This is a genomic window from Lichenicoccus sp. (assembly GCF_965277665.1).
Lineage (GTDB): Bacteria > Pseudomonadota > Alphaproteobacteria > Acetobacterales > Acetobacteraceae > Lichenicoccus.
Window position 1 is genome coordinate 3,494,053 of sequence record NZ_OZ255835.1, and the last position, 18,425, is coordinate 3,512,477.

15 protein-coding genes are annotated in these 18,425 nt (G+C 67.9%); 7 read left to right on the forward strand and 8 right to left on the reverse strand.

Features of this window, described 5'->3' with window-relative positions; translation table 11 throughout:
• The first annotated feature begins 24 nt into the window (after positions 1–24).
• The 4 genes from ACQY4O_RS16355 (at position 25) to ACQY4O_RS16370 (ending at position 4,589) form a co-directional block, all read left to right on the forward strand.
• Positions 25–1,593, forward strand: coding sequence for a sugar ABC transporter ATP-binding protein (locus ACQY4O_RS16355; RefSeq protein ID WP_428377401.1), 1,569 nt, complete (start codon positions 25–27; stop codon positions 1,591–1,593).
• Positions 1,577–2,569, forward strand: coding sequence for an ABC transporter permease (locus tag ACQY4O_RS16360; protein ID WP_428377402.1), 993 nt, complete (start codon positions 1,577–1,579; stop codon positions 2,567–2,569). Before ACQY4O_RS16355 ends, ACQY4O_RS16360 begins: the two co-directional genes overlap by 17 nt.
• A 32-nt stretch (positions 2,570–2,601) precedes the next feature.
• Complete coding sequence (locus tag ACQY4O_RS16365) at positions 2,602–3,633, forward strand: substrate-binding domain-containing protein (RefSeq protein WP_428377403.1); 1,032 nt, start codon at positions 2,602–2,604, stop codon at positions 3,631–3,633.
• A gap of 191 nt (positions 3,634–3,824) precedes the next feature.
• Complete coding sequence (locus tag ACQY4O_RS16370) at positions 3,825–4,589, forward strand: GolD/DthD family dehydrogenase (protein WP_428377404.1); 765 nt, start codon at positions 3,825–3,827, stop codon at positions 4,587–4,589.
• Positions 4,590–4,622: 33 nt separating this feature from the next.
• On the opposite strand, the gene ACQY4O_RS16375 is transcribed toward ACQY4O_RS16370, so the two are convergent.
• A complete protein-coding gene (locus ACQY4O_RS16375) occupies positions 4,623–5,885 on the reverse strand; it encodes an aminopeptidase (protein ID WP_428377405.1) in 1,263 nt (420 codons plus the stop codon).
• 149 nt (positions 5,886–6,034) lie between these two features.
• Here ACQY4O_RS16375 and ACQY4O_RS16380 point away from each other — a divergent pair, with 149 nt between their 5' ends.
• Entirely contained in the window at positions 6,035–7,303 is a 1,269-nt protein-coding gene (locus tag ACQY4O_RS16380; RefSeq protein ID WP_428377406.1) for a pyridoxal-phosphate-dependent aminotransferase family protein, read from the forward strand.
• Between the two features lie 159 nt (positions 7,304–7,462).
• Entirely contained in the window at positions 7,463–7,720 is a 258-nt protein-coding gene (locus ACQY4O_RS16385; RefSeq protein ID WP_428377407.1) for a GlsB/YeaQ/YmgE family stress response membrane protein, read from the forward strand.
• A gap of 34 nt (positions 7,721–7,754) precedes the next feature.
• Here the strand turns inward: ACQY4O_RS16385 and wrbA are convergent, their stop codons facing one another.
• A complete protein-coding gene (wrbA, locus tag ACQY4O_RS16390) occupies positions 7,755–8,354 on the reverse strand; it encodes an NAD(P)H:quinone oxidoreductase (protein WP_428377408.1) in 600 nt (199 codons plus the stop codon).
• Between the two features lie 109 nt (positions 8,355–8,463).
• Complete coding sequence (locus ACQY4O_RS16395; protein ID WP_428377409.1) at positions 8,464–9,348, reverse strand: LysR family transcriptional regulator; 885 nt, start codon at positions 9,346–9,348, stop codon at positions 8,464–8,466.
• A 62-nt stretch (positions 9,349–9,410) separates the two neighbouring features.
• On the opposite strand from ACQY4O_RS16395, the gene ACQY4O_RS16400 reads away from it, so the two are divergent.
• Positions 9,411–9,662, forward strand: a complete 252-nt coding sequence (locus ACQY4O_RS16400) for a hypothetical protein (RefSeq protein WP_428377410.1) — start codon at positions 9,411–9,413, stop codon at positions 9,660–9,662.
• A gap of 176 nt (positions 9,663–9,838) precedes the next feature.
• Here the strand turns inward: ACQY4O_RS16400 and ACQY4O_RS16405 are convergent, their stop codons facing one another.
• From ACQY4O_RS16405 to ACQY4O_RS16425, 5 genes are all read right to left on the reverse strand, one after another.
• The gene (locus tag ACQY4O_RS16405; RefSeq protein ID WP_428377411.1) at positions 9,839–12,253 is read right to left on the reverse strand and encodes a putative bifunctional diguanylate cyclase/phosphodiesterase; all 2,415 of its coding nucleotides are present in this window, start codon (positions 12,251–12,253) and stop codon (positions 9,839–9,841) included.
• A 189-nt stretch (positions 12,254–12,442) separates the two neighbouring features.
• A complete protein-coding gene (locus ACQY4O_RS16410) occupies positions 12,443–13,165 on the reverse strand; it encodes a hypothetical protein (RefSeq protein WP_428377412.1) in 723 nt (240 codons plus the stop codon).
• A 341-nt stretch (positions 13,166–13,506) separates the two neighbouring features.
• Entirely contained in the window at positions 13,507–15,123 is a 1,617-nt protein-coding gene (locus tag ACQY4O_RS16415; protein WP_428377413.1) for an MBOAT family O-acyltransferase, read from the reverse strand.
• Positions 15,124–15,196: 73 nt separating this feature from the next.
• Positions 15,197–16,225: a hypothetical protein gene (locus ACQY4O_RS16420; protein ID WP_428377414.1), complete on the reverse strand. Its 1,029-nt coding sequence runs from the start codon at positions 16,223–16,225 to the stop codon at positions 15,197–15,199.
• A gap of 222 nt (positions 16,226–16,447) precedes the next feature.
• The gene (locus ACQY4O_RS16425; RefSeq protein ID WP_428377415.1) at positions 16,448–18,394 is read right to left on the reverse strand and encodes a M61 family metallopeptidase; all 1,947 of its coding nucleotides are present in this window, start codon (positions 18,392–18,394) and stop codon (positions 16,448–16,450) included.
• Positions 18,395–18,425: the final 31 nt, after the last annotated feature.

Genomic DNA, 18,425 nt, shown 5'->3' on the forward strand with positions numbered 1-18,425 from the left:
CCGGCAAAGGGGGGTCGGCAAGTCATGACGGACGCATCCGATCGTCCCGCGATCGAGTGCCGGTCGCTGTCGAAGGGCTTCGACGGCGTGCCGGTGCTGCGCGACGTCTCGGTGAGCTTCATGCCCGGCTCGGTCAACGTGCTGGCGGGCGAGAACGGCGCCGGGAAATCCACCCTGTTCAAGCTGATCTCGGGGCAGCTCACCCCGGATGGCGGCGAGCTGTGGCTGGAGGGCGAGCGCGTCCGCCGCTTCGACCCGAAGCTGGCGCAGGCGCGCGGGGTGTCGATCATTCCGCAGGAGCTGGCGCCGATCCCCGAGATGCGGCTGTGGCAGAACCTGCTGATCGGCCACGAGACCACCGGGCTGTTCGGCCTGGTCAGGCGACGCGCCATGATCGAGCAGGCGCGCGGCATGCTCGAAGGCGTCGGGCTCGACATCGACCCGGGCGTCACCATGCACACGCTGGGGGTGGCGGCGACGCAGATGGTCGAGCTGCTCAAGGCGACCTCGTGGGACAGCCGCATCGTGCTGATGGACGAGCCGTCCTCGGCGCTGTCGTCGCGCGAGACCGAGCAACTGTTCCGGGTGATCGCGATGCTGCGCGGCCGCGGCGCCTGCATCCTCTATACCAGCCACCGCATGGAGGAGATCGAGGCGATCTCCGACACGGTGGCGATCATGCGTGACGGCGCGATCATCAACCATAAGCCGACCAAATCCTTGACCGAGCGGCAGATCATCGCCGACATGGTCGGGCGCGAGATCACCGAGCTGTTCCCCGACCGCAGCGTCGGCGCCGGAACGCCGGAGCCGGTGCTGACGGTGCGCGACCTGCACGTCTCGGGCTACGACAACCCGGTCTCGTTCACGCTGCACGCCGGCGAGATCCTGGGTTTCGGCGGCCTGGTCGGCGCCGGGCGCAGCGAGATGCTGGAGGCGATCTACGGCCTGCGGCCGGCGACCGGCAGCGTTACCCTGAACGGCGAGGCGCTGCCGCTTGGGCACATGCGAAACTCGATTAGGCGCGGCATCGCCATGGTGCCGGAGGACCGCAAGCTGGCCGGCGTGCTGACCTCGCTGTCGATCCTCGACAACCTCACCTTGCCGCACCTGGACAGTTTCACCGGCCCGGCCGGCTTCATCGACAATGGTGCGAGGCGCGAGCGCTCGCTGGATGTGCTGAAACGCACCCGCGTCGCCTACGCGACACTCGGGCAGCGGGTCGGGCACCTGTCCGGCGGCAACCAGCAGAAGGTGGCACTGGCGCGCTGGCTGGTCACCGAGCGGCCGAAGGTGCTGATCCTCGACGAGCCGACGCGCGGCATCGATGTGGGTGCGCGCAGCGAGCTCTACCGGCTCATCAACGACCTCGCGGCGCAGGGTGTCGCCATCCTGCTGGCCTCGTCCGACATGCCGGAATTGATCAATCTCAGCCACCGGGTGCTGGTCATGCGCGGCGGCGGGATCATGGGCGAACTCGGCCGCGACGAGCTCGACCAGGAAACCATCCTGCGCCTGGCGATGGGCCGTTCCCAGAATGGCGCGACCGATGATGCGACCTCCAAGGATACGGCCCATGTCGCACTCCACTGAGACTGTCGCCTTCGCGCCGCCGCAGCGTCTGGACGCGCGCCGGATCGGGCGCTTCGCGCTGCGCTATTCGCTGGTCATCATCCTGGCGGTGTTCCTCGTCACCCTGGCGGTCTCGAACCGGTCGTTTCTGACCGTCTCGAACATGAACGTCATCCTGATCCAGGTGGCGGCCAACGCACTGCTCGCGACGGGTGCGACCTTCGTGATCCTGACCGGCGGCATCGACCTCTCGGTCGGCAGCATCGTCGGGCTTGCAGGGGTTACCGCCGCCCTGTTCGCGCAGAACGACGGCGCGCTGACCTGTGCCGAGTCGGTCGGGCTCGGCGTGCTCGCGGGGGGCGCAATCGGCGCCTTCAACGGGCTGCTGGTCGCGTTCGCCAAGGTGCCCCCGTTCGTCGCCACGCTGGGCAACATGACGGTGGCGTCAGGGCTCGCCTTCGTGTTCAGCGACGGTCAGCCGATCTCGGGTCTGTCGGACGAGTTCCTCGCACTCAGCGGCAATATCGGCGGCGTCTCGATCCCGGTCGTGGTGATGATCGTGGCGGTGGCGATCTCCTGGGTGGTGCTCGCGCGGACGCGTTTCGGCATGCATATCTATGCAGTCGGCGGCAATGCGCACGCGGCACGCGTCGCGGGCGTCGGCCTGCGGAGCACGCGGTTCGCGGTCTATACCATCTCGGGCGTGCTGGCCGGGATCGCCGGCGTGCTGCTGGCGGCGCGGGCGACGGCGGGCATCGCCAATACCGGCACCGGCTACGAGCTGAACGCGATCGCCGCCGCGGTGATCGGCGGCATCAGCCTGATGGGCGGCCGCGGCTCACTGATCGGCACGATCTTCGGCTTCCTGATCATCGGCGTGCTCGATAACGGTCTCAACATCATCAACGTGTCGCCCTTCTACCAGCTCATCGTGAAGGGCCTGATCATCATCGGCGCCGTGTTCGTGGACAGCATCACGCACCGCACCGAAGACTGAAGCGACAGCAAGAACCAACGGGGATCATGCACATGGCGAAATCTGCACCGCGAACAATACTCATGGGTTGTGCCGCGGCACTGGGCCTGGCCGTGGCGGCAAAGCCCGCTTTGGCCGACAAGGCGCATCCGGTGATCGGCTTCACCGTGTACGACATGAGCTCGTTCATCTCGCTCGGCAAGCAGGGCGCGCAGACGGTGGCCGACGCCAACGGCGCCAAGCTGCTGTGGAACTCGGCGCATATGGACGTGAACACGCAGATCTCGCAGCTGCAGCAGTTCATCAACCAGAAGGTCGACGCGATTGTCATCGCGGCGGTGAACTCCTCGACGCTCGGCCCGCAGGTCGAGGCGGCGAAGGCGGCGGGCATTCCGGTCATCATCACCAACCTCACGGTCAGCGATGCGGTGATGAAGAACGCGGTCTCCTATGTCGGGCCCGACGACGTGAAGGCCGGCGAGAACGAGGCGATCCACGTCATGGACGCAATCGGCCACAAGGGCGGCGTGGTGGTGCTGCAGGGTCCGCTCGGCCAATCCGGCGAAATCGACAGAACCAAGGGCATCAAGAACATCCTCGCCAAGAACCCCGACGTGAAGCTGCTGGCGATCCAGCCGGCGAACTGGAAGCGCACCGAGGCGTACAGCGTCGCGCAGGATTTCCTGTCGCGCTACGGCAGCCAGATCAGCGCCATCATCCCGGAGAATGACGACATGGCGATCGGCGCCATCCAGGCGCTGCGCGAGAAGGGCCTGGCCGGCAAGATCCCGGTGGTCGGCACCGACGGCATCAAGGACGGCATGCGCGCGGTGCGCGCCGGCAACGAGCTCGAGACCAACCTGCAGGACGCGCTGCTGGAACTCGGCATGGCGATGCAGGTCGCGGTGGACCAGGTGCAGGGCCGCCAGGTGCCGAAGCTCGCCATGTTCATCATGCCGCAGATCACCAAGCAGAATGTCGGGCATTATTACGACCAGATGTATGTGCATCCGGACGAGTTCACCAAGGAGCTGCCCGGGCTGATCAAGAAGAATCTGGCAGCCGGCACGTACGCCGACCAGTGAGACCATTCGATAATGCTACTACGGCGGTCATCCGACGCGGCTTTCTGCGCTTCCGGTGCTCACGGCCAGGAGGCCGCTCCGCTCCGGTTCTCGCAAGCCACGCCGGGGGGCGCCTTCGGCGCCTCTGACTCGCCGTAGCGCATTCTCGAAGGGTCTCTCACAACCTTGCAGCATCCATCGGAGTCGCCGCCATGACCGCGTTCAGCTTCGAGGCCGCGTTCGACCTGTCGGGGCAGGTGGCGCTCGTCACCGGGGGCGCTTCCGGCATCGGCCATGCCATCGCGCTCGCACTCGCCGGGCGCGGCGCGCGACTGGTGCTGGCCGATCGGGCCGGCAATGTGGAGACGGTCGCGGCGGCGTTGCCGGGTTCAGGTCACACGGGAGTGCTCCTCGACCTGTCGCAGTTTGCCGGGATCGAGCCCGCGATCGCGCGGATCGTGGCGCAAGCCGGGCGTATCGACATCCTGGTCAACAATGCCGGCATCGTCCGGCTGGGGGCTGCGGCGGAGGCCACCGAGGCGGACTGGGACCTCACCATGGCGGTCAACCTCAAGGCGCCGTTCCTGGTGGCGCAGGCGGTCGGCCGTCGCATGATCGCGCAGGGGCGCGGCCGCATCGTCAACATCGCCTCGCAGGCGGCCCTGGTCGCGCTGCACGGCCATGTCGCCTACGCCACCAGCAAGGCGGCGATCATCGGCATGACCAAGGTGATGGCCTATGAGTGGGGACCGCAGGGGGTGACGGTGAATTCGGTCAGCCCCACCGTGGTGAATACCGAACTGGGCCGGCTGGCCTGGGCCGGCGACGTCGGCACCGCCTTTCGCGCCAAGATCCCGACCGGGCGCTTTGCCGAGCCGGACGAGATCGCGATTGCGGTGCTGTACTTGGCCAGCAACGCGGCCGGCATGGTGAACGGCGAGAACCTCGTCGTGGATGGCGGCTACACGATCCAGTAGGCCCCTGCCAGCGGGATGCAGCCGCGATAACCCTCAATTGCTCCATTCGCCCGCGCGCATCAGCGGCTCGCGTGCGCCGGACCGGGTGATGCCGTCCACGTCGACCTCGCCAGAGCCGATCATCCAGTCGATATGGATCAGGCTGCTGTTGGCGCCGCGGGCACCGAGGGCTGCCGTGTCCAGCCCCTTGGAACCCTGCATGCAGCTCGCATAGGCCTGACCCAACGCGATGTGGCTGGCGGCGTTCTCGTCGAACAGGGTGTTCTGGAACAGCAGCCCGCTGCGCGAGATCGGCGAGGAATGCGGCACCAGCGCCACCTCGCCCAGGCGGCGCGCGCCCTCGTCGGTGCCGAGCACGCGGTCGAGCACCTCGGCGCCCCGGCTGGCATGGGCGTGCACGATGCGGCCGGCCTCGAAGCGGACCGCGATGCCGTCGATCAGCGTGCCCTGGTAGGAGAGCGGCTTGCTGCTGCGCACATGGCCCTCGACCCGGTCCTTGTGCGGCGTGGTGAACACCTCCTCGGTCGGGATGTTCGGAATGCAGGTGATGCCGTTGGCGGCGGTGCCCGAGCCGCCGAGCCAGGCATGGCCGTCGGCGAGGCCGACCGTGAGGTCGGTGCCCGGGCCGCGAAAGTGCAGGGCGGCGAAGCGGGCCTCGTTCAGCAGGGCGGCGCGGGCGTGCAGCGTCTGGTCGTGCGCCCGCCAGGCGGCGACGGGGTCGGGGCCGTCCAGCCGGCTGGCGGCGAAGATCGCATCCCACAGCCGGGCGACCGCGTCGTTCTCCTCCAGGTCGGGAAACAGCGTACGCGCCCAGGACGGCGTGGCGCAGGCGATGATGTTCCAGTTCACCGCGAAGCTGGTGATCAGCCCGAGGGCGGCCTGGTTGGCGCGCGCATTGGCGCGATTGGCCCGGGCGACCCGGTCCGGGTCCTGGCCCGAGAGCAGGGCGGGATACTCGCCGGTGATCGCCAGCCTCGCTGCGCCGCCGCGGAAGGCATTGGCGATGCCGTCCGCCAGCCAAGTCGCGGCGCTGTCGAAGGCGGCATCCGGCGCATCCCGGAAGCGGGCGAGGCGGGTGACCTCGTCGGTGAAGAAGGTGGTGACCAGCGCGGCGCCGGCCTTGTAGGCGTGCTCGGTGATACGGCGCACCAGGGGCACGGCGTCGAGCGGCGCGGTGATGACCAGCTCCTGGTTCGGCGCCAGGTTGAGCCCGGTCCGGACCGCGACCTCGCCGAGCCGGTCCAGCATGGCGGCGGTGCGTGTCGGATCGGGGGCCGGCTGCGTGGGTCCGTCCATCGGGGCTCTCCTCTTGCTGCGTATGCAGGCACGGCTGCGCCGACCGGCCTGTCGCTTGCTGCTATACGGTTGCTAATCGGCGGTTCAGCTCCTGTTGTGGGCTGCCATGCCGGGCGTCGCAACCGGCCAGGACGGGATCGGGACACAGGATGACAGCGCTCTCCCCGCACGATTTCGCCGAGATCGACCCGCCGAGCCGGCTGCTGATGGGGCCGGGGCCGATCAACGCGCATCCGCGGGTGCTGCGTGCGATGTCGGCGCAGCTGCTCGGGCAGTACGATCCCGAGTTCACCGGCTACATGAACGAGACGATGGCACTGTACCGGCATGTCTTCAGGACCGGGAATCGCTGGACCTTCCTGATCGACGGCACCGCGCGCGCCGCGATCGAGGCTGCCCTGGTGTCGGTGATCGAGCCGGGCGATGCGGTGGTGGTGGTCAATTTCGGGCGGTTCGGCCTGTTGCTGCGCGAGATCGCGGAGCGCTGCGGCGGCGTCATCACCATGGTCGATGCCGAATGGGGCACGGTCGTCGAGGCCGACGCGGTGCGCGACGCGGTGCGTCGGGTCAGGCCGCGGCTGGTGGCGACCGTGCATGGCGACACCTCCACCACGATGGCGCAGCCGATCCACGAGCTGGGCCGCATCTGCGCCGAGCATGCTGCCCTGCTCTATGTCGATGCCACCGCGACGCTGGGCGGCATGGATGTCCCCGCCGATGCGTGGGGGGCGGACATCGTCACCGCGGGCCTGCAGAAATGCCTGGGTGGACCGGCCGGCTCGGCTCCGATCACCATCTCCGAGCGCGCCGCGGCCCGGATCTTCTCGCGCCGGCATGTCGAGCGCGGCATCGCGCACCCCATTGCCGGCGCCGCTCCCGCCGTGGCCGGGCGGCGGATCGCCTCGAACTACTTCGATCTCGCCATGCTGATGGACTACTGGTCGGAGCGCCGGCTCAACCATCACACCGAGGCGACGACGATGCTGTACGGCGCTCGCGAGTGCGCGCGCCTGGTGCTCGAGGAGGGGCTGGAGGCGCGCATCGCCCGGCATGCGCTGGTCGGGCGCGCGATGGCGGCCGGGCTGCAGGCGATGGGGCTGCGGCTGTTCGGCGACCGGGCGCACAAGATGGCCAACGTCGTCGGCGTGCTGATACCCGATGGCATCGACGGCGAGCGGGTGCGCGCCCGCATGCGCACGCGCTTCGAGATCGAGATCGGCACGGCGTTCGGGCCGCTCATCGGCCGGATCTGGCGCATCGGCACCATGGGCTACAATTGCCGGGGCCACGCCGCCCTCATCACCCTGGGCGCGCTGGAGGCGGTGCTGCGCGCCGAAGGGTTCGCGTCGCGGCCGGGCGAGGCGGTGGCTGCGGCGATGGAGCTGCTCGACGGCGCCGAGGGATATGCGCCGGTGTAAGAAAAGCACGCGGGCTGGGCGATCGGCGCATGCCGCGACGGATGTGCAACCATCGGAACGCTCCGGCGTCACCACGACGCGCAGGGCCCAGGGCCGGCATCGTCCTGCGTACGGCGAAGGCGAACAGCCGGCCGCAACAGCCGCCATGGAGCGTCCGTCATGTCCATTATCGCCTGGGTCATTCTCGGTCTCGTCGCCGGGTTCATCGGCAGCAAGATCGTCAACAAGTCGGGTGAGGGGCTTCTCCTCGACCTCGTGCTCGGCATCGTCGGCGCCGTCGTCGGCGGCTTCATCTTCAACGAGTTCGGCGCGGCCGGGGTGACCGGCCTGAACATCTACAGCCTGATCGTCGCCGTCGTCGGCGCCGTCGTGGTCCTGTTCATCTACCACGCCATCGTTGGCCGCCGAACGATCTGAACCGGCCCCTCGACCGCGGAGCCCGTCGGAGCAATCAGCCGAACAGCCTGGCCGCGGTCTCCGCGACATGCCGGCCCTGGAAGCGGGCGCCGGCGAGTTCGTTCTCCGACGGCTGCCGCGAGCCGTCGCCGGCCGCGATCGTGGTGGCGCCATACGGGCTGCCGCCGGTGACCTCGTCCAGCTTGAGCTGGCCCTGGAAGCTGTACGGCAGGCCGACCACCACCAGGCCGAGATGCAGCAGGTTGGTGATCAGCGAGAACAGGGTGGTTTCCTGGCCGCCATGCTGCGACGCCGTCGAAACGAACGCGGCGCCGACCTTGCCGTGCAGCGCGCCGCGGGCCCACAGGCCGCCGGTCTGGTCCAGGAAGGCCGCGAGCTGGGACGAGATGCGCCCGTAGCGCGTCGGCGTCCCCAGGATGATCGCGTCGTAGGTCTCGAGTTCGGCGACCGTCGCGACCGGCGCCGCCTGGTCGAGCTTGAAGTGCCCGCTGCGGGCGATCTCCTCCGGGACCGTCTCCGGCACCCGCTTCACCGAGACCTCGGCGCCGGCCTCGCGGGCACCGGCCGCCACGGCCTCTGCCATCTGCTCGATATGGCCATAGGTGGAATAGTACAGCACGAGGACCTTGGGCATCGGGATCTCCTGACGTGTCACGGCTGAAGCTTCGACGCCTGCGGCCTGGGTGTGTAGTGGGATAATCCTGGCGGACCTGTTCTACCCGGTTGGCAAGCTCGCCGTGTTTCTAGCCCTGCAAGGCAAGACGCCGGATCAGCCAGCTCGCAGCGGGTCCGGGCGGACAATCGGTCCGGTGGATCGCGCTGAAGCGGTAGCGCGTCGGCGGCAGATCGGCGAGGTGCAGGCGCACCAGCCGGCCGGTATCCAGGTCGTCTTGCACCATCAGGGCCGGCATGTTGCCCCAGCCGATACCGGCCAGCAGCAGGGCGTGCTTGGAGCCCAGGTCGGCCAGCCGCCATGTGCGGGTGCCGACGACGGCGAACTCCTGGCCCTCGGTCAAGGGTGACCGGTCGGACAGCACCAGCTGGACGTGGTGGCGGGCGCCGCGACGCGGGCCCGAAGCGGCAAGCGGGTGATCGGGGGCCGCCACCGGGATCAGGTCGATCTCGCCGATTTGTGTGCTCTCGAGGCCGTGCCCCTGGAGGTTGAGCGGGCCGCTGACTCCGACCCGTGCCCGTCCATCCAGCACCATCTGCATGACCCCGCCGAGCGCCTCGACATGCAGGCGCAGGGTCACCGTCGGGAAGGTGTCCTGGAACGCCTTGAGGGCGTCGACCAGCCGGTGCGTCGGCAGCATCACGTCGACCGCGAGCCCGACTTCCGCCTCCAGGCCGCTCTCCAGGCCACGCGCCTTGGCGCGCAGCCCGTCGAGGCCGTCCAGGATCAGCCGTGCGTCGGCCAGCAGCGACCGGCCGGCATCGGTCAGCACTGGCCGCCGCGTGCCGGCCCGGGTGAACAGCCCGATGCCGAGCTGCGCCTCCAGGGTGGCGATCGTGTAGCTGACCACCGAGGTGGCCCGGTTCAGTGAGCGCGCCGCCTGGGCGAAGCTCCCGGCCTCGACCACCGCAACGAACACCTGCAACTGGTCCAGAGTGGGCGTGCCGATCGTCATTCTGCCCTCTTCCGATGACCGAGCACGTGCCAAGATGGTGACAGCCTCAGCGGAGAGAGACGATGGCAGAGCCGGCGAACACGATCACCCTGCTGCACGGCGAGTACGGCCTGATTGTCGGCCAGGATGGCAACCGCATGTCGGTGCGCGTGGAAGGCGAGCACCTGGAGGACGAGGAAGGCCTGCCCGTCTCGGTGGTCTTGGTGACCGCCCTGGCAAGGCGCCTGCTGGAGGACCCCGACTTCCACGACGAGATGCTCGAATGGTACGAGGAACACGAAGAAGACGACGACGAAGTCGTCGGCACCGCCTAATCCAGGGCAACTGCAGGGCGCGCTTGCAGATGCGCTACGCCGAGCAAGAGCGTCGCATCGCGGCGCGCCCGGCGTGTCTTTCGAGAACCGGAGCGGAGCGGCCTTCTTGGCCGTGAGCACCGGAAGCGCAGAAAGGCGCGTCGGATTGCCGGCGTAGTAGCATCTGCAAGTGCGCTCTACGGGGTTTCGTCTAGTAGGGTCAGGTCGAAGACATAGTCATCGGCCGGTGCGTCGGGCTCCGGGGAGCCGGTGCGACGCAGTTCCTCGAGCAGGTCGGGGATCCGCTCTGCCGACATCGCCCGGCTGAACAGGAACCCCTGGATCTCGGTGCAGCCCTGGCGGCGCAGCTGGTCGAGCTGCTCCACCGTCTCGACGCCCTCGGCGGTGACGACGACGCCTAGATCGGCTGCCAGGCCGACCACCGCATGCACCACCGCGGCGCTGCGACGGTCATGGATCATGTCGCGCACGAAGCTCATGTCCATCTTGATCTTGGAGAAGGCAAAGCCGCGCAGGAAGCCGAGGGACGAGAAGCCACGGCCGAAATCGTCGAGCGCGATGCCGACGCCGAGGTCGCGCAGGCCTTCCAGCACCCCGAAGCTCGACGTGTCGGCATCCATGAAGATGCTCTCGGTGATCTCGAGCTCCAGCCGGTGCGGCGCGAGACCGGTGCGTCGCAGGACCTCGGACACCTGCTGGATGAAGCTGCGTCCGCTGAGCTGGCCCACCGAGATGTTCACGGCGACCTTCAGCATGTCCGGCCACGTCGCCGCCTGCTGGCAGGCATGTTCCAGGATCCAGCCGCCGAGTTCCTCGATCAGGCCGGCTTCTTCGGCCAGGCGGATGAAGCGGTCCGGCGAGACCGAGCCGCCGTTCGGGCGACGCCAGCGGGCGAGGGCCTCGAAGCCGCGTATGGCGTAGGTCTGGGCGTCGACGATCGGCTGGTAGGCCAGCACGATGCCCTTCTCGGCGATCGCTTCGCGCAGGTCGCGCAGCAGGGCGCGCTGCTCCTGCGCGATCTGCTTCAGTCCGGTATCGTAGAATCGGAAGCAGCCGCCGCCGTCATGCTTGGCCTGGTAGAGCGCGAGGTCGGCCGCCTCCAGCAGCGCCTCCCCGGTATCGCCGGCGAGCGGCGCCATCGAGACGCCGATGGAGAGACCGATCGAGGTATCGCGCTCGTCGATCAGGAACGGGTGCTCGAACTGCTTGAGCAGGCATTCCGCCAGGGTCTGCATGGCGGTGACCGTGGTGTTGCGCTGCAGGAGCATGAACTCGTCGCCGCCGATCCGGGCCAGCAAGCCCCCCCCGCCGATACAGCCATCGAGCCGCCGGGCGGCGGCCTGCAGCAGCACGTCGCCGGCGGCATGCCCCATGCTGTCGTTGACCGCCTTGAAGCCATCCAGGTCGATGCTCATCAGCGCGAAGGCCTCGCTCCGGCGGCCGAGCTCCTTGAGCGCCGCGCGCAGCGCCTCGGTGAAGGCCTGGCGGTTCGGCAGGCTGGTGAGCAGGTCGTGCCGCGCCTGGTGCGACGCGCGGGCCTCGGCGCCACGGGCCTCGGTGATGTCGGCGCCGACGCCCCGGTAGCCGATGAAGTGCGCGTTCTCGTCGAACACCGGGCGTCCGGTCAGCGACCACCAGCGCAGGGTGCCATGCCGCCGGACCGGAGCGGTGATGCTCCGGAACACGACACGGTCGCGCATGCACTGGGCCAGCTTGCTGGCGTCGGTCATCTCCACGTCCATCCCGTCGGACTGGTAGCGGGGGGCCCGCACGATCTCGATGAGCCGCCGGCCCTCGACCCAGGCGAGCGGCCGCTCGAGGGCGTCCCCGAGGCCGGGCGTCACGAATCGCAGCCGGCCCTCCGCATCGGTCTCCCACAGCCAGCGGCTGACGCGCTGGTCCACGTCGCCCAGCAGGAGCTGGATGATGTCCTGCTGGTCGTCCTGCTGCAGGCGCATCAGGGTGTAGCGCTCGAACAGCAGGCGGATGGCGTTGGTCGCCAGGATGATGAACACGGCATAGATGCCGAGCAGCACGGCGAGCCACTGGAACAGGACGATCCCGGTCCGGTGCAGCGCCAGGAACGAGCCCAGGATCAGCGGGATCGCGAGCGCTTCCGAGGCCGCGAAGATCGGCATCATGACCAGGCTGGTCGCGATCAGGCCCGCGCAGGTGCAGGCGATCATCACCCGCATGTTCGCGTCGGCCGGCCCGAACAGCATCACCGGCATGGTGCTCCAGGCCAATCCCAGAGTGAGGCTCAGCCCCATCAGCATGCGGATGTGGACATCGCGGTCGCGGTCGCTGATGCGGCCGCGCAGGGCGCGGTGCGCGCGCCATGATGTCAACCAGGCCAACGCCACCACGATCTCGATGATCGCGGTTAATCCGTAGCGGTAGGGGATGAGGCCGACGCCGAGATTGGGCAGCAGGACCAGGGCCACCATGCCGCTGGTCAGCATGCAGTAGGGTGTCAGCCGGGCAGCGGCGCGGAGCGTCTCGTCGTAAGCGGCGGCATGGTAGCGGCTCGGGGCTGGCTGGCGCCGCACGATCCGCACAAGCCTGTCCCGTGCTGCCTGCAGCAGACGCATCCGATCTCTCTCAGCATAACAGAAGTCTGGGTCATCTCGGGGGCGTCGGCACCTCTGGCGCCACCGCATCGCGGCGGGACGCTAGCACGCGCATAAATAGTCAGCCGTGTAATAAAGCAGGGCCGGGTTGTCTCCTGGCCGTGCCTCACGAGAATGTTCATCACACAACTGTGAAAATAATGATTCGTTTCATGCAGGCGTGAGCGCCAGCTTTTCCATCACGTCGGCCGCAGCCAGGCCGAACAGTTCCTCGCAGCGCCTGATATGCGCGAACAACGTGGCGCCCGCGATAACAGGGTCGGTGGCCGGGTGATAGGCCCGGGCCAGATCCTCGTCGATTTCCAGATGCGACGGACCGTCGTGCTCGTCATCGAGATGGGCCAGGCCCCAGACCCAGCGGCCCGAGGGGAACGCGCCAGTGAAGGCCGGTGCGTGACACAGGTAGGCCGCGAGTTCCTCGGCGATATATTCCGTTCCGGCAAGCCAGCAGAAGAACTCGACCGGATCCTCGCTTTCGGCATTGGCGAGCAGGTTCCGCACGCCCTCGACCATGGCGGAGTCATCGAGGTCGATGTTCATTTCATCGGCGGCGCGGCGCCAGAGCAGCTTGTGCGAGCCCTCCTCCTCCTTCATTTCGCGCACCGCCTCGCGCGCCTCGTTGAAGAACGCCCGCACTCGGCTCTGGCCGAAACGCTGGACCAGCGGGCGGGTCGGCAGGCGTCCGACGCGCACGTCGATGGCGCGCTCGAAGGCCGTCACGAAGGGCCAGAAGCCGATCAGAAGGGCGCGGATCGCCTCCCGGTCGCCAGCGGCGCAGGCCCTGATCAACGGCGAGCAGAAGACTTCTTCCCGCGCATGGACACGCAAAGCGTGTCGGTCGACGGAAGGTTCGGAAAACAGCAATGCGTACATGATGCCCTCAATTTTTGAAGAGATCGTTCCGGGAGAGACGCTCCTGTGAACGACTGAGCCTCAATAACCGCTGGGTGCGTCCAAAAAACGAGAAACTGCATGAGATTTATGCAGGGCAGTTCCAAAGATTTAGCTTGAAAATATAATTTGAAACCGAAAGAACCTGTAGGTTTGGCTTTCGACCTCCTGCTCTGAGCGGCAGGATCATAAATGCGAGGTTGGCATCATAATTCCGCACTCGTCCGGAAATTGATCCTCGACGATCTGCGGGGGCTCGTCAAAGCCGCCGAGGCCGCCGCTGCGACCGCGACGGCCGGCGGCCGGTGTCCGGCGGCGGCGCGTCAGAACTGGAAGTAGAGGAACCGGCTCGGATCATCGAGGTGGCACACGCTGCCGATGAGCAGCGCGCCCAATGCCACACCCCAGCCGAGGCCGGGATGCCAGCGCACCCGGCGCCAGAGGAACGGCCTGACCGGTCCCTGGGCCGGCCGGTAGTCCACCATGATCTGTTGCGTGTTCGGCAGCGTCCAGACCATGACGAAGCCGATGCCGACCAGCAGCCACTGCTTGAGGTCGTTCGCCGTGTCGGAGAGCGCCACCAGCCGCAGATGCACCAGCCACGGCAGCACGCCGTGCGTGCGCCCCATGAGCCATGCCGGGAACAGGATCGCTCCCTTGGCGGCATGCAGCCCGAGCATGCCGCCCAGCATCGACAGGGCGCCGGACGTCGAGCCGGCCCGGAAGAACACCTGCGCGACCACGACCGACAGGAAGGTGAGCGCCACCGAAACCGCCACGACCGACCACGGCGCCTCGGCATCCCCGGCCCGACGGGGCGGGGATACGAAGATGCGCCAGGCATGGTTGATCGTAAGGTAGGTGGCGTGCAGCAGGCCGAAGACCAGGAACTGCAGCCCGGCACCGTGCCAGATGCCGGCCAGGGTCATGGTGAAGACCATCGGCAGCAGGATCATGCCGGCGAACGCGCCCGGCTGTCGCAGGGCCTGCCGGGAGGTGCCGAGGCCGCGCGCCATGCGCCAGCGCGCCACCGCGAGGGCCATCGGATTGTAGAGGTAGAGGGTCAGGTATCGCGTCAGCGTCATGTGCCAGCGATGCCAGAAATCGATGATCGAGCGGCTCTTGTACGGCGAGTTGAAGTTGAGCGGAAACACGATCCCGAACATGCGGGCGACGCCGATCGCCATGTCGGAGTAGCCGGAGAAATCGAAGTAGAGCTGCAACGCATAGCTGAGCACGGCCTGCCAGGCGCCGTAGGCGCTCAGCGCGTGCGGCGTGGCGAAGCCGGCATTGGCGGCAACCGCCAGCGGGTCGGCGATGATCACCTTCTTGGCGAGGCCGATGGCGAAGATACTGAGCCCGACGCTCAGGTTCTCGGCCCGGAACGCATAGGTCCGAGGATCGGCGAATTGCGGAATCATCTCCTGGTTGTGCAGGATCGGCCCGGCAATGAGGTGCGGAAAGAAGGTGACGAACAGCGCGTAGTCGAGCAGCCCGTGCTGCTCCACCACGCCATCCTTCTCGTCCATCAGGTAGCCGATCTGGGTGAAGGTGAAGAACGAGATCCCCAGCGGCAGGATGATCCGGCTCGCCCAGCCTGCGGGCAGCGCGTGCAGCAGGCCCAGGAAGGCGAGCGACGCCAGCAGGTACTTGTAGAAGAACAGCAGCAACAGGTTGCCGGCGACGCCGGAAGCGAGGAGTGCCGCCTGCAGACGGGGGCGATCGCGCGTGCGGTCGATCAGGCGGCTCATGGTGTAGTTGCAGGCGATCGAGCCCACCAGCAGCAGCAGGAAATGCGGGTTCCACCAGCCGTAGAAGAACAGCGAGCACAGCACGAGCCACGCGGCCGCCAGCCGGTGCCGGATCAGGCCGGCGAGGTAGAAACCGACGACGGAGACCGGCAGGAAGGCAAAGATGAAGCCGTAGGAGTTGAACAGCATGGCCCTCTTCCTGCGCTATTCGACCTTCAAGAAGAGCATGATGCATGCATCATGCTCTGGGGAAGGATCGCGTTCACGAGGGCCGCTTTCGGAGCGGCGACGCGGCGTGCAGCGTTCCAGGGCGGCCGGCGACGTATGGCCTGAGGAACTCCGCCACCTGCGCGGTCGCCTCGGCGGCGCCTTCCCGGGTCAGGTGGACGCGCCAGCCATCGTCAATGAAGTCGGGTCCGGGCAGCGTGAGCGGCTTGTTGTCCGACACGCCGGCATAGGACCGCACGATCGAGGCGTAGGACGGGTCACAGACCGGCACTGGCGCGACATACACCAGCACCCGGCTGCCGTGGCCCTGGTAGGCCTGCCGGAACTGCTCGATCAGCGCGCGGTCGGGCGGCGCCAGCGGCTTGGCCGCCATCGCGCAATGCTCCGGCAGCGTCGGCCGCTGGCCGGGACCCAGCATGGTGAACGGCTTCCTCGGGCGCAGGATGTCGGCCCAGCCACGCTCCTTCTGCATCTCCGCATAGGCCCACACCCACCATTTCTCGGACGGGCTGAACTGGCGGACGCCCTGCTGCAGCACGATCACCGGCAACTGGATCAGCCGTCTCGGGTCCTGCCAGAATACCTTGCGGATGTCGGCGAACGTCCCGTGCCGGATCGCCACCCGGGCACCGTCCGCCCAGAGATGCTCGATGTCCGGCTGGCCCTCGACCAGGGTCCAGGGACCGACATACAGCACGATCACGCGCGGACGCCGGTTGTGGGCGAGATAGTCGTCGAGCAGCAGGCCGGGCGAGAACAACACCGCGCCGGCGGAGAGACCAAGATTATAGGCGCTGAGATGGTCCGTCGCGTCCAGCAGGGTCGGCCGCACGCCGAAGGTCAGCGAGGAGTCGCCGACGAAAACGACCCTGGCCTGCTGGTTCGTGAGGCCGAATTTGTAACAATCCGTGGCATCCCAGAACACCGTGCTGTGCCGACAATAGAGCGCGTCCGACCTGATCACGCAGTACGGCAGGATCAACGCGGCGGCGCACAGCAGCAGCAGCGCCAGCAGGAACCGCGCATGTCCATGCAGGATGAACCAGCTCCGGCAGCCAGCCATGCGACGGGCCGCCGAGGCGCGAGCGGACATGCCGGGAGATGAACCGCGTGCAGACATCGACCCCCATCCCAAGCCAGATCGGTGCATCCCTTCCCGAGGGAGGCGGGCGTCTCCGGCCCGGCCCTCGGATCGCGGGAGACTAGCGCGATCCGTGCCGTCGATGGGTGCTGTTTTCCTGCTCCAGCGGCGCAGTTCCAATTTGTTGCGAAACGGCGCCGCGCATCACGGCTTCGCGGCGAGGATCGTGTCCAGGCTCGCCTGGCCGCCGCCGGCACGCACGAGGTGCGGGTATTGCAGGCCGGTCCGATCCTCGACCTGCACCGCGCGGTAGCGCCTGCCCGACGTCACCAGAAGCTGGATCGGCGCACCGGTCTGCCTGGCCTGGGTGATGGCATCGGCGAGATCGTCGGCGCCCTGGAAACTCGACCCGTCGATCCCGGCGAGCGTGTCGCCCTCGATCAGGCCCGCCTTGTAGGCCGGGCTGTTCCAGGCCACCGACGCGATCTTGGCGTCCTTGAGCACCAGGCCGATCGAGAAGCTGAAATCGCGTATCTTGCGTCCCTGCTCGAAGGACTCGAAAAGCGGCGACTTCTTGTCGGTCATCACCAGCCGGTAGCCGCCACGCGTCAGGCCGTCCAGCGGCGCCGAGCCGCCGCGCCGGTCGAGGCGGGCGTGCAGGAAGCCGGCCCAGTCATAGGGCAGCACGGCATTGAGCGCATGCACGACATCGTCGAAACGGTAGGTCGAGGTGACGAAGCTGCCGTCGTTGGTCGAGAACAGGCCGCGCGCGACATCGTCGAGCGATCTCGCGCCGTGGCTGCGCGCGCGGATCAGCGTGTCGGCGTCCAGCCAGAGCAGCACGCCTTCGAGATAGTAGTCCTCGCCGCGCTGCCAGTCCGGCCAGGGCAGACCGCGCCGCCGCACGAAGATCGCGCTGTTGGTGGTGTCCTCGAGCGGACGCCAGGCGCGTCCGACCTCGGCCCGCATCAGCGCGGCCTCGACGGCGAGCATGTCCAGCGCCTGGTCGCGGCTCCAGAGCCTCGCCCGCGCCGCGAGCACCTGGCCCCAGTATTCGGTCATGCCCTCATAGACCCAGAGCAGGCTGTCGCGCTCGGGCAGGCTGTTGAAGTCGGGCGACCAAAGGTCCGCGGGACGCAGGTACTTGCCGTTCCAGGAGTGGGTGTATTCGTGCGTCAGCAGGTCGCGTCCGTCGGCGGTCTTGTCCCATTCGCTGAAATAGTTGCCGGCGGTCGCGTTCTCGCTGGACCGGTGATGCTCCAGCCCCTCGTCGGTGAGTTCGTCGCTCAAGGCGAGGAGGAAATCGTAATGGTCGTAATGGTGCGAGCCATACAGCCGGTACGCCTGCTGCACGATCGCGCGATGCGCCGCCAGCTGTGCGGGCGTCACGGCAAGCTCGGAGGGCCGGTCCGCGACAATATCGAGATGCACCGGTACCTTGCCGCCCGGATCGAGGTCGAGGCGTTCGAAATAGCGCCCGGCATAGAGCGGGCTGTCGAGCAGCGTCGAGAACGGCACCGGCGCGAACTGCACGCGTCCGGTGGCCGGATCGGCGGCGCCGGTTGCGGCAAGGGCGGTCGCGAACTGCCAGCCCGACGGCAGGCGCAGCGAGGGCGCGACCTGGATGTCGCGCGCGAAATAGCCGGCCGGGTAGAGGGCGACGATGTTCCATTGCAGGTCCAGCATGGCGGGCGTCATCACGACGCGGCCCTGGTTCTCGATGGCCGGCGACAGGAACTGGAAGTCGACGCTGATCGAGGCAGCACCCGCCGGCACCGGAACATGGAAGGCATACATGTCCACCGCATCGCGACGCCAGTCGAGCAGCGCGCCGCCGGCATGTGCGGCAAGTCCGGCCAGGAGCTCGATCGGACCGGTCGGTCCGTGCGCCCCGGGGATCCATTGCGGATAATGCAGGATCAGGTCGCCGGCGCGGGCGACCGGGATCGTCTCGTGCACGGACATGATGTGATGCGCAAGGTCGGTCGCATCGACGGCAAGGGTGATGGCGCCCGGGTACGGCACGTCCCGCGGCAGCGGGACCGCGGGCGGCATCGGCAACGGAGCGGGGGGAGGCTGGTCGGCCTTGGCAGGCAATGCCGCGAGCGAGAGGAGCGACAGAGTCGCGAGCAGGGAGGCAAGGCGGATCATGCGGCATCCTGGATCATCGCGCACCGGTTTA

Excerpts from the sequence above, each read along its gene's own strand:
- ACQY4O_RS16355 (WP_428377401.1), top strand. The coding sequence starts at position 25 with ATGACGGACGCATCCGATCGTCCCGCGATCGAGTGCCGGTCGCTGTCG.
- ACQY4O_RS16360 (WP_428377402.1), top strand. The coding sequence starts at position 1,577 with ATGTCGCACTCCACTGAGACTGTCGCCTTCGCGCCGCCGCAGCGTCTG.
- ACQY4O_RS16365 (WP_428377403.1), top strand. The coding sequence starts at position 2,602 with ATGGCGAAATCTGCACCGCGAACAATACTCATGGGTTGTGCCGCGGCA.
- ACQY4O_RS16370 (WP_428377404.1), top strand. The coding sequence starts at position 3,825 with ATGACCGCGTTCAGCTTCGAGGCCGCGTTCGACCTGTCGGGGCAGGTG.
- ACQY4O_RS16375 (WP_428377405.1), bottom strand. The coding sequence starts at position 5,885 with ATGGACGGACCCACGCAGCCGGCCCCCGATCCGACACGCACCGCCGCC.
- ACQY4O_RS16380 (WP_428377406.1), top strand. The coding sequence starts at position 6,035 with ATGACAGCGCTCTCCCCGCACGATTTCGCCGAGATCGACCCGCCGAGC.
- ACQY4O_RS16385 (WP_428377407.1), top strand. The coding sequence starts at position 7,463 with ATGTCCATTATCGCCTGGGTCATTCTCGGTCTCGTCGCCGGGTTCATC.
- wrbA (WP_428377408.1), bottom strand. The coding sequence starts at position 8,354 with ATGCCCAAGGTCCTCGTGCTGTACTATTCCACCTATGGCCATATCGAG.
- ACQY4O_RS16395 (WP_428377409.1), bottom strand. The coding sequence starts at position 9,348 with ATGACGATCGGCACGCCCACTCTGGACCAGTTGCAGGTGTTCGTTGCG.
- ACQY4O_RS16400 (WP_428377410.1), top strand. The coding sequence starts at position 9,411 with ATGGCAGAGCCGGCGAACACGATCACCCTGCTGCACGGCGAGTACGGC.
- ACQY4O_RS16405 (WP_428377411.1), bottom strand. The coding sequence starts at position 12,253 with ATGCGTCTGCTGCAGGCAGCACGGGACAGGCTTGTGCGGATCGTGCGG.
- ACQY4O_RS16410 (WP_428377412.1), bottom strand. The coding sequence starts at position 13,165 with ATGTACGCATTGCTGTTTTCCGAACCTTCCGTCGACCGACACGCTTTG.
- ACQY4O_RS16415 (WP_428377413.1), bottom strand. The coding sequence starts at position 15,123 with ATGCTGTTCAACTCCTACGGCTTCATCTTTGCCTTCCTGCCGGTCTCC.
- ACQY4O_RS16420 (WP_428377414.1), bottom strand. The coding sequence starts at position 16,225 with ATGGCTGGCTGCCGGAGCTGGTTCATCCTGCATGGACATGCGCGGTTC.
- ACQY4O_RS16425 (WP_428377415.1), bottom strand. The coding sequence starts at position 18,394 with ATGATCCGCCTTGCCTCCCTGCTCGCGACTCTGTCGCTCCTCTCGCTC.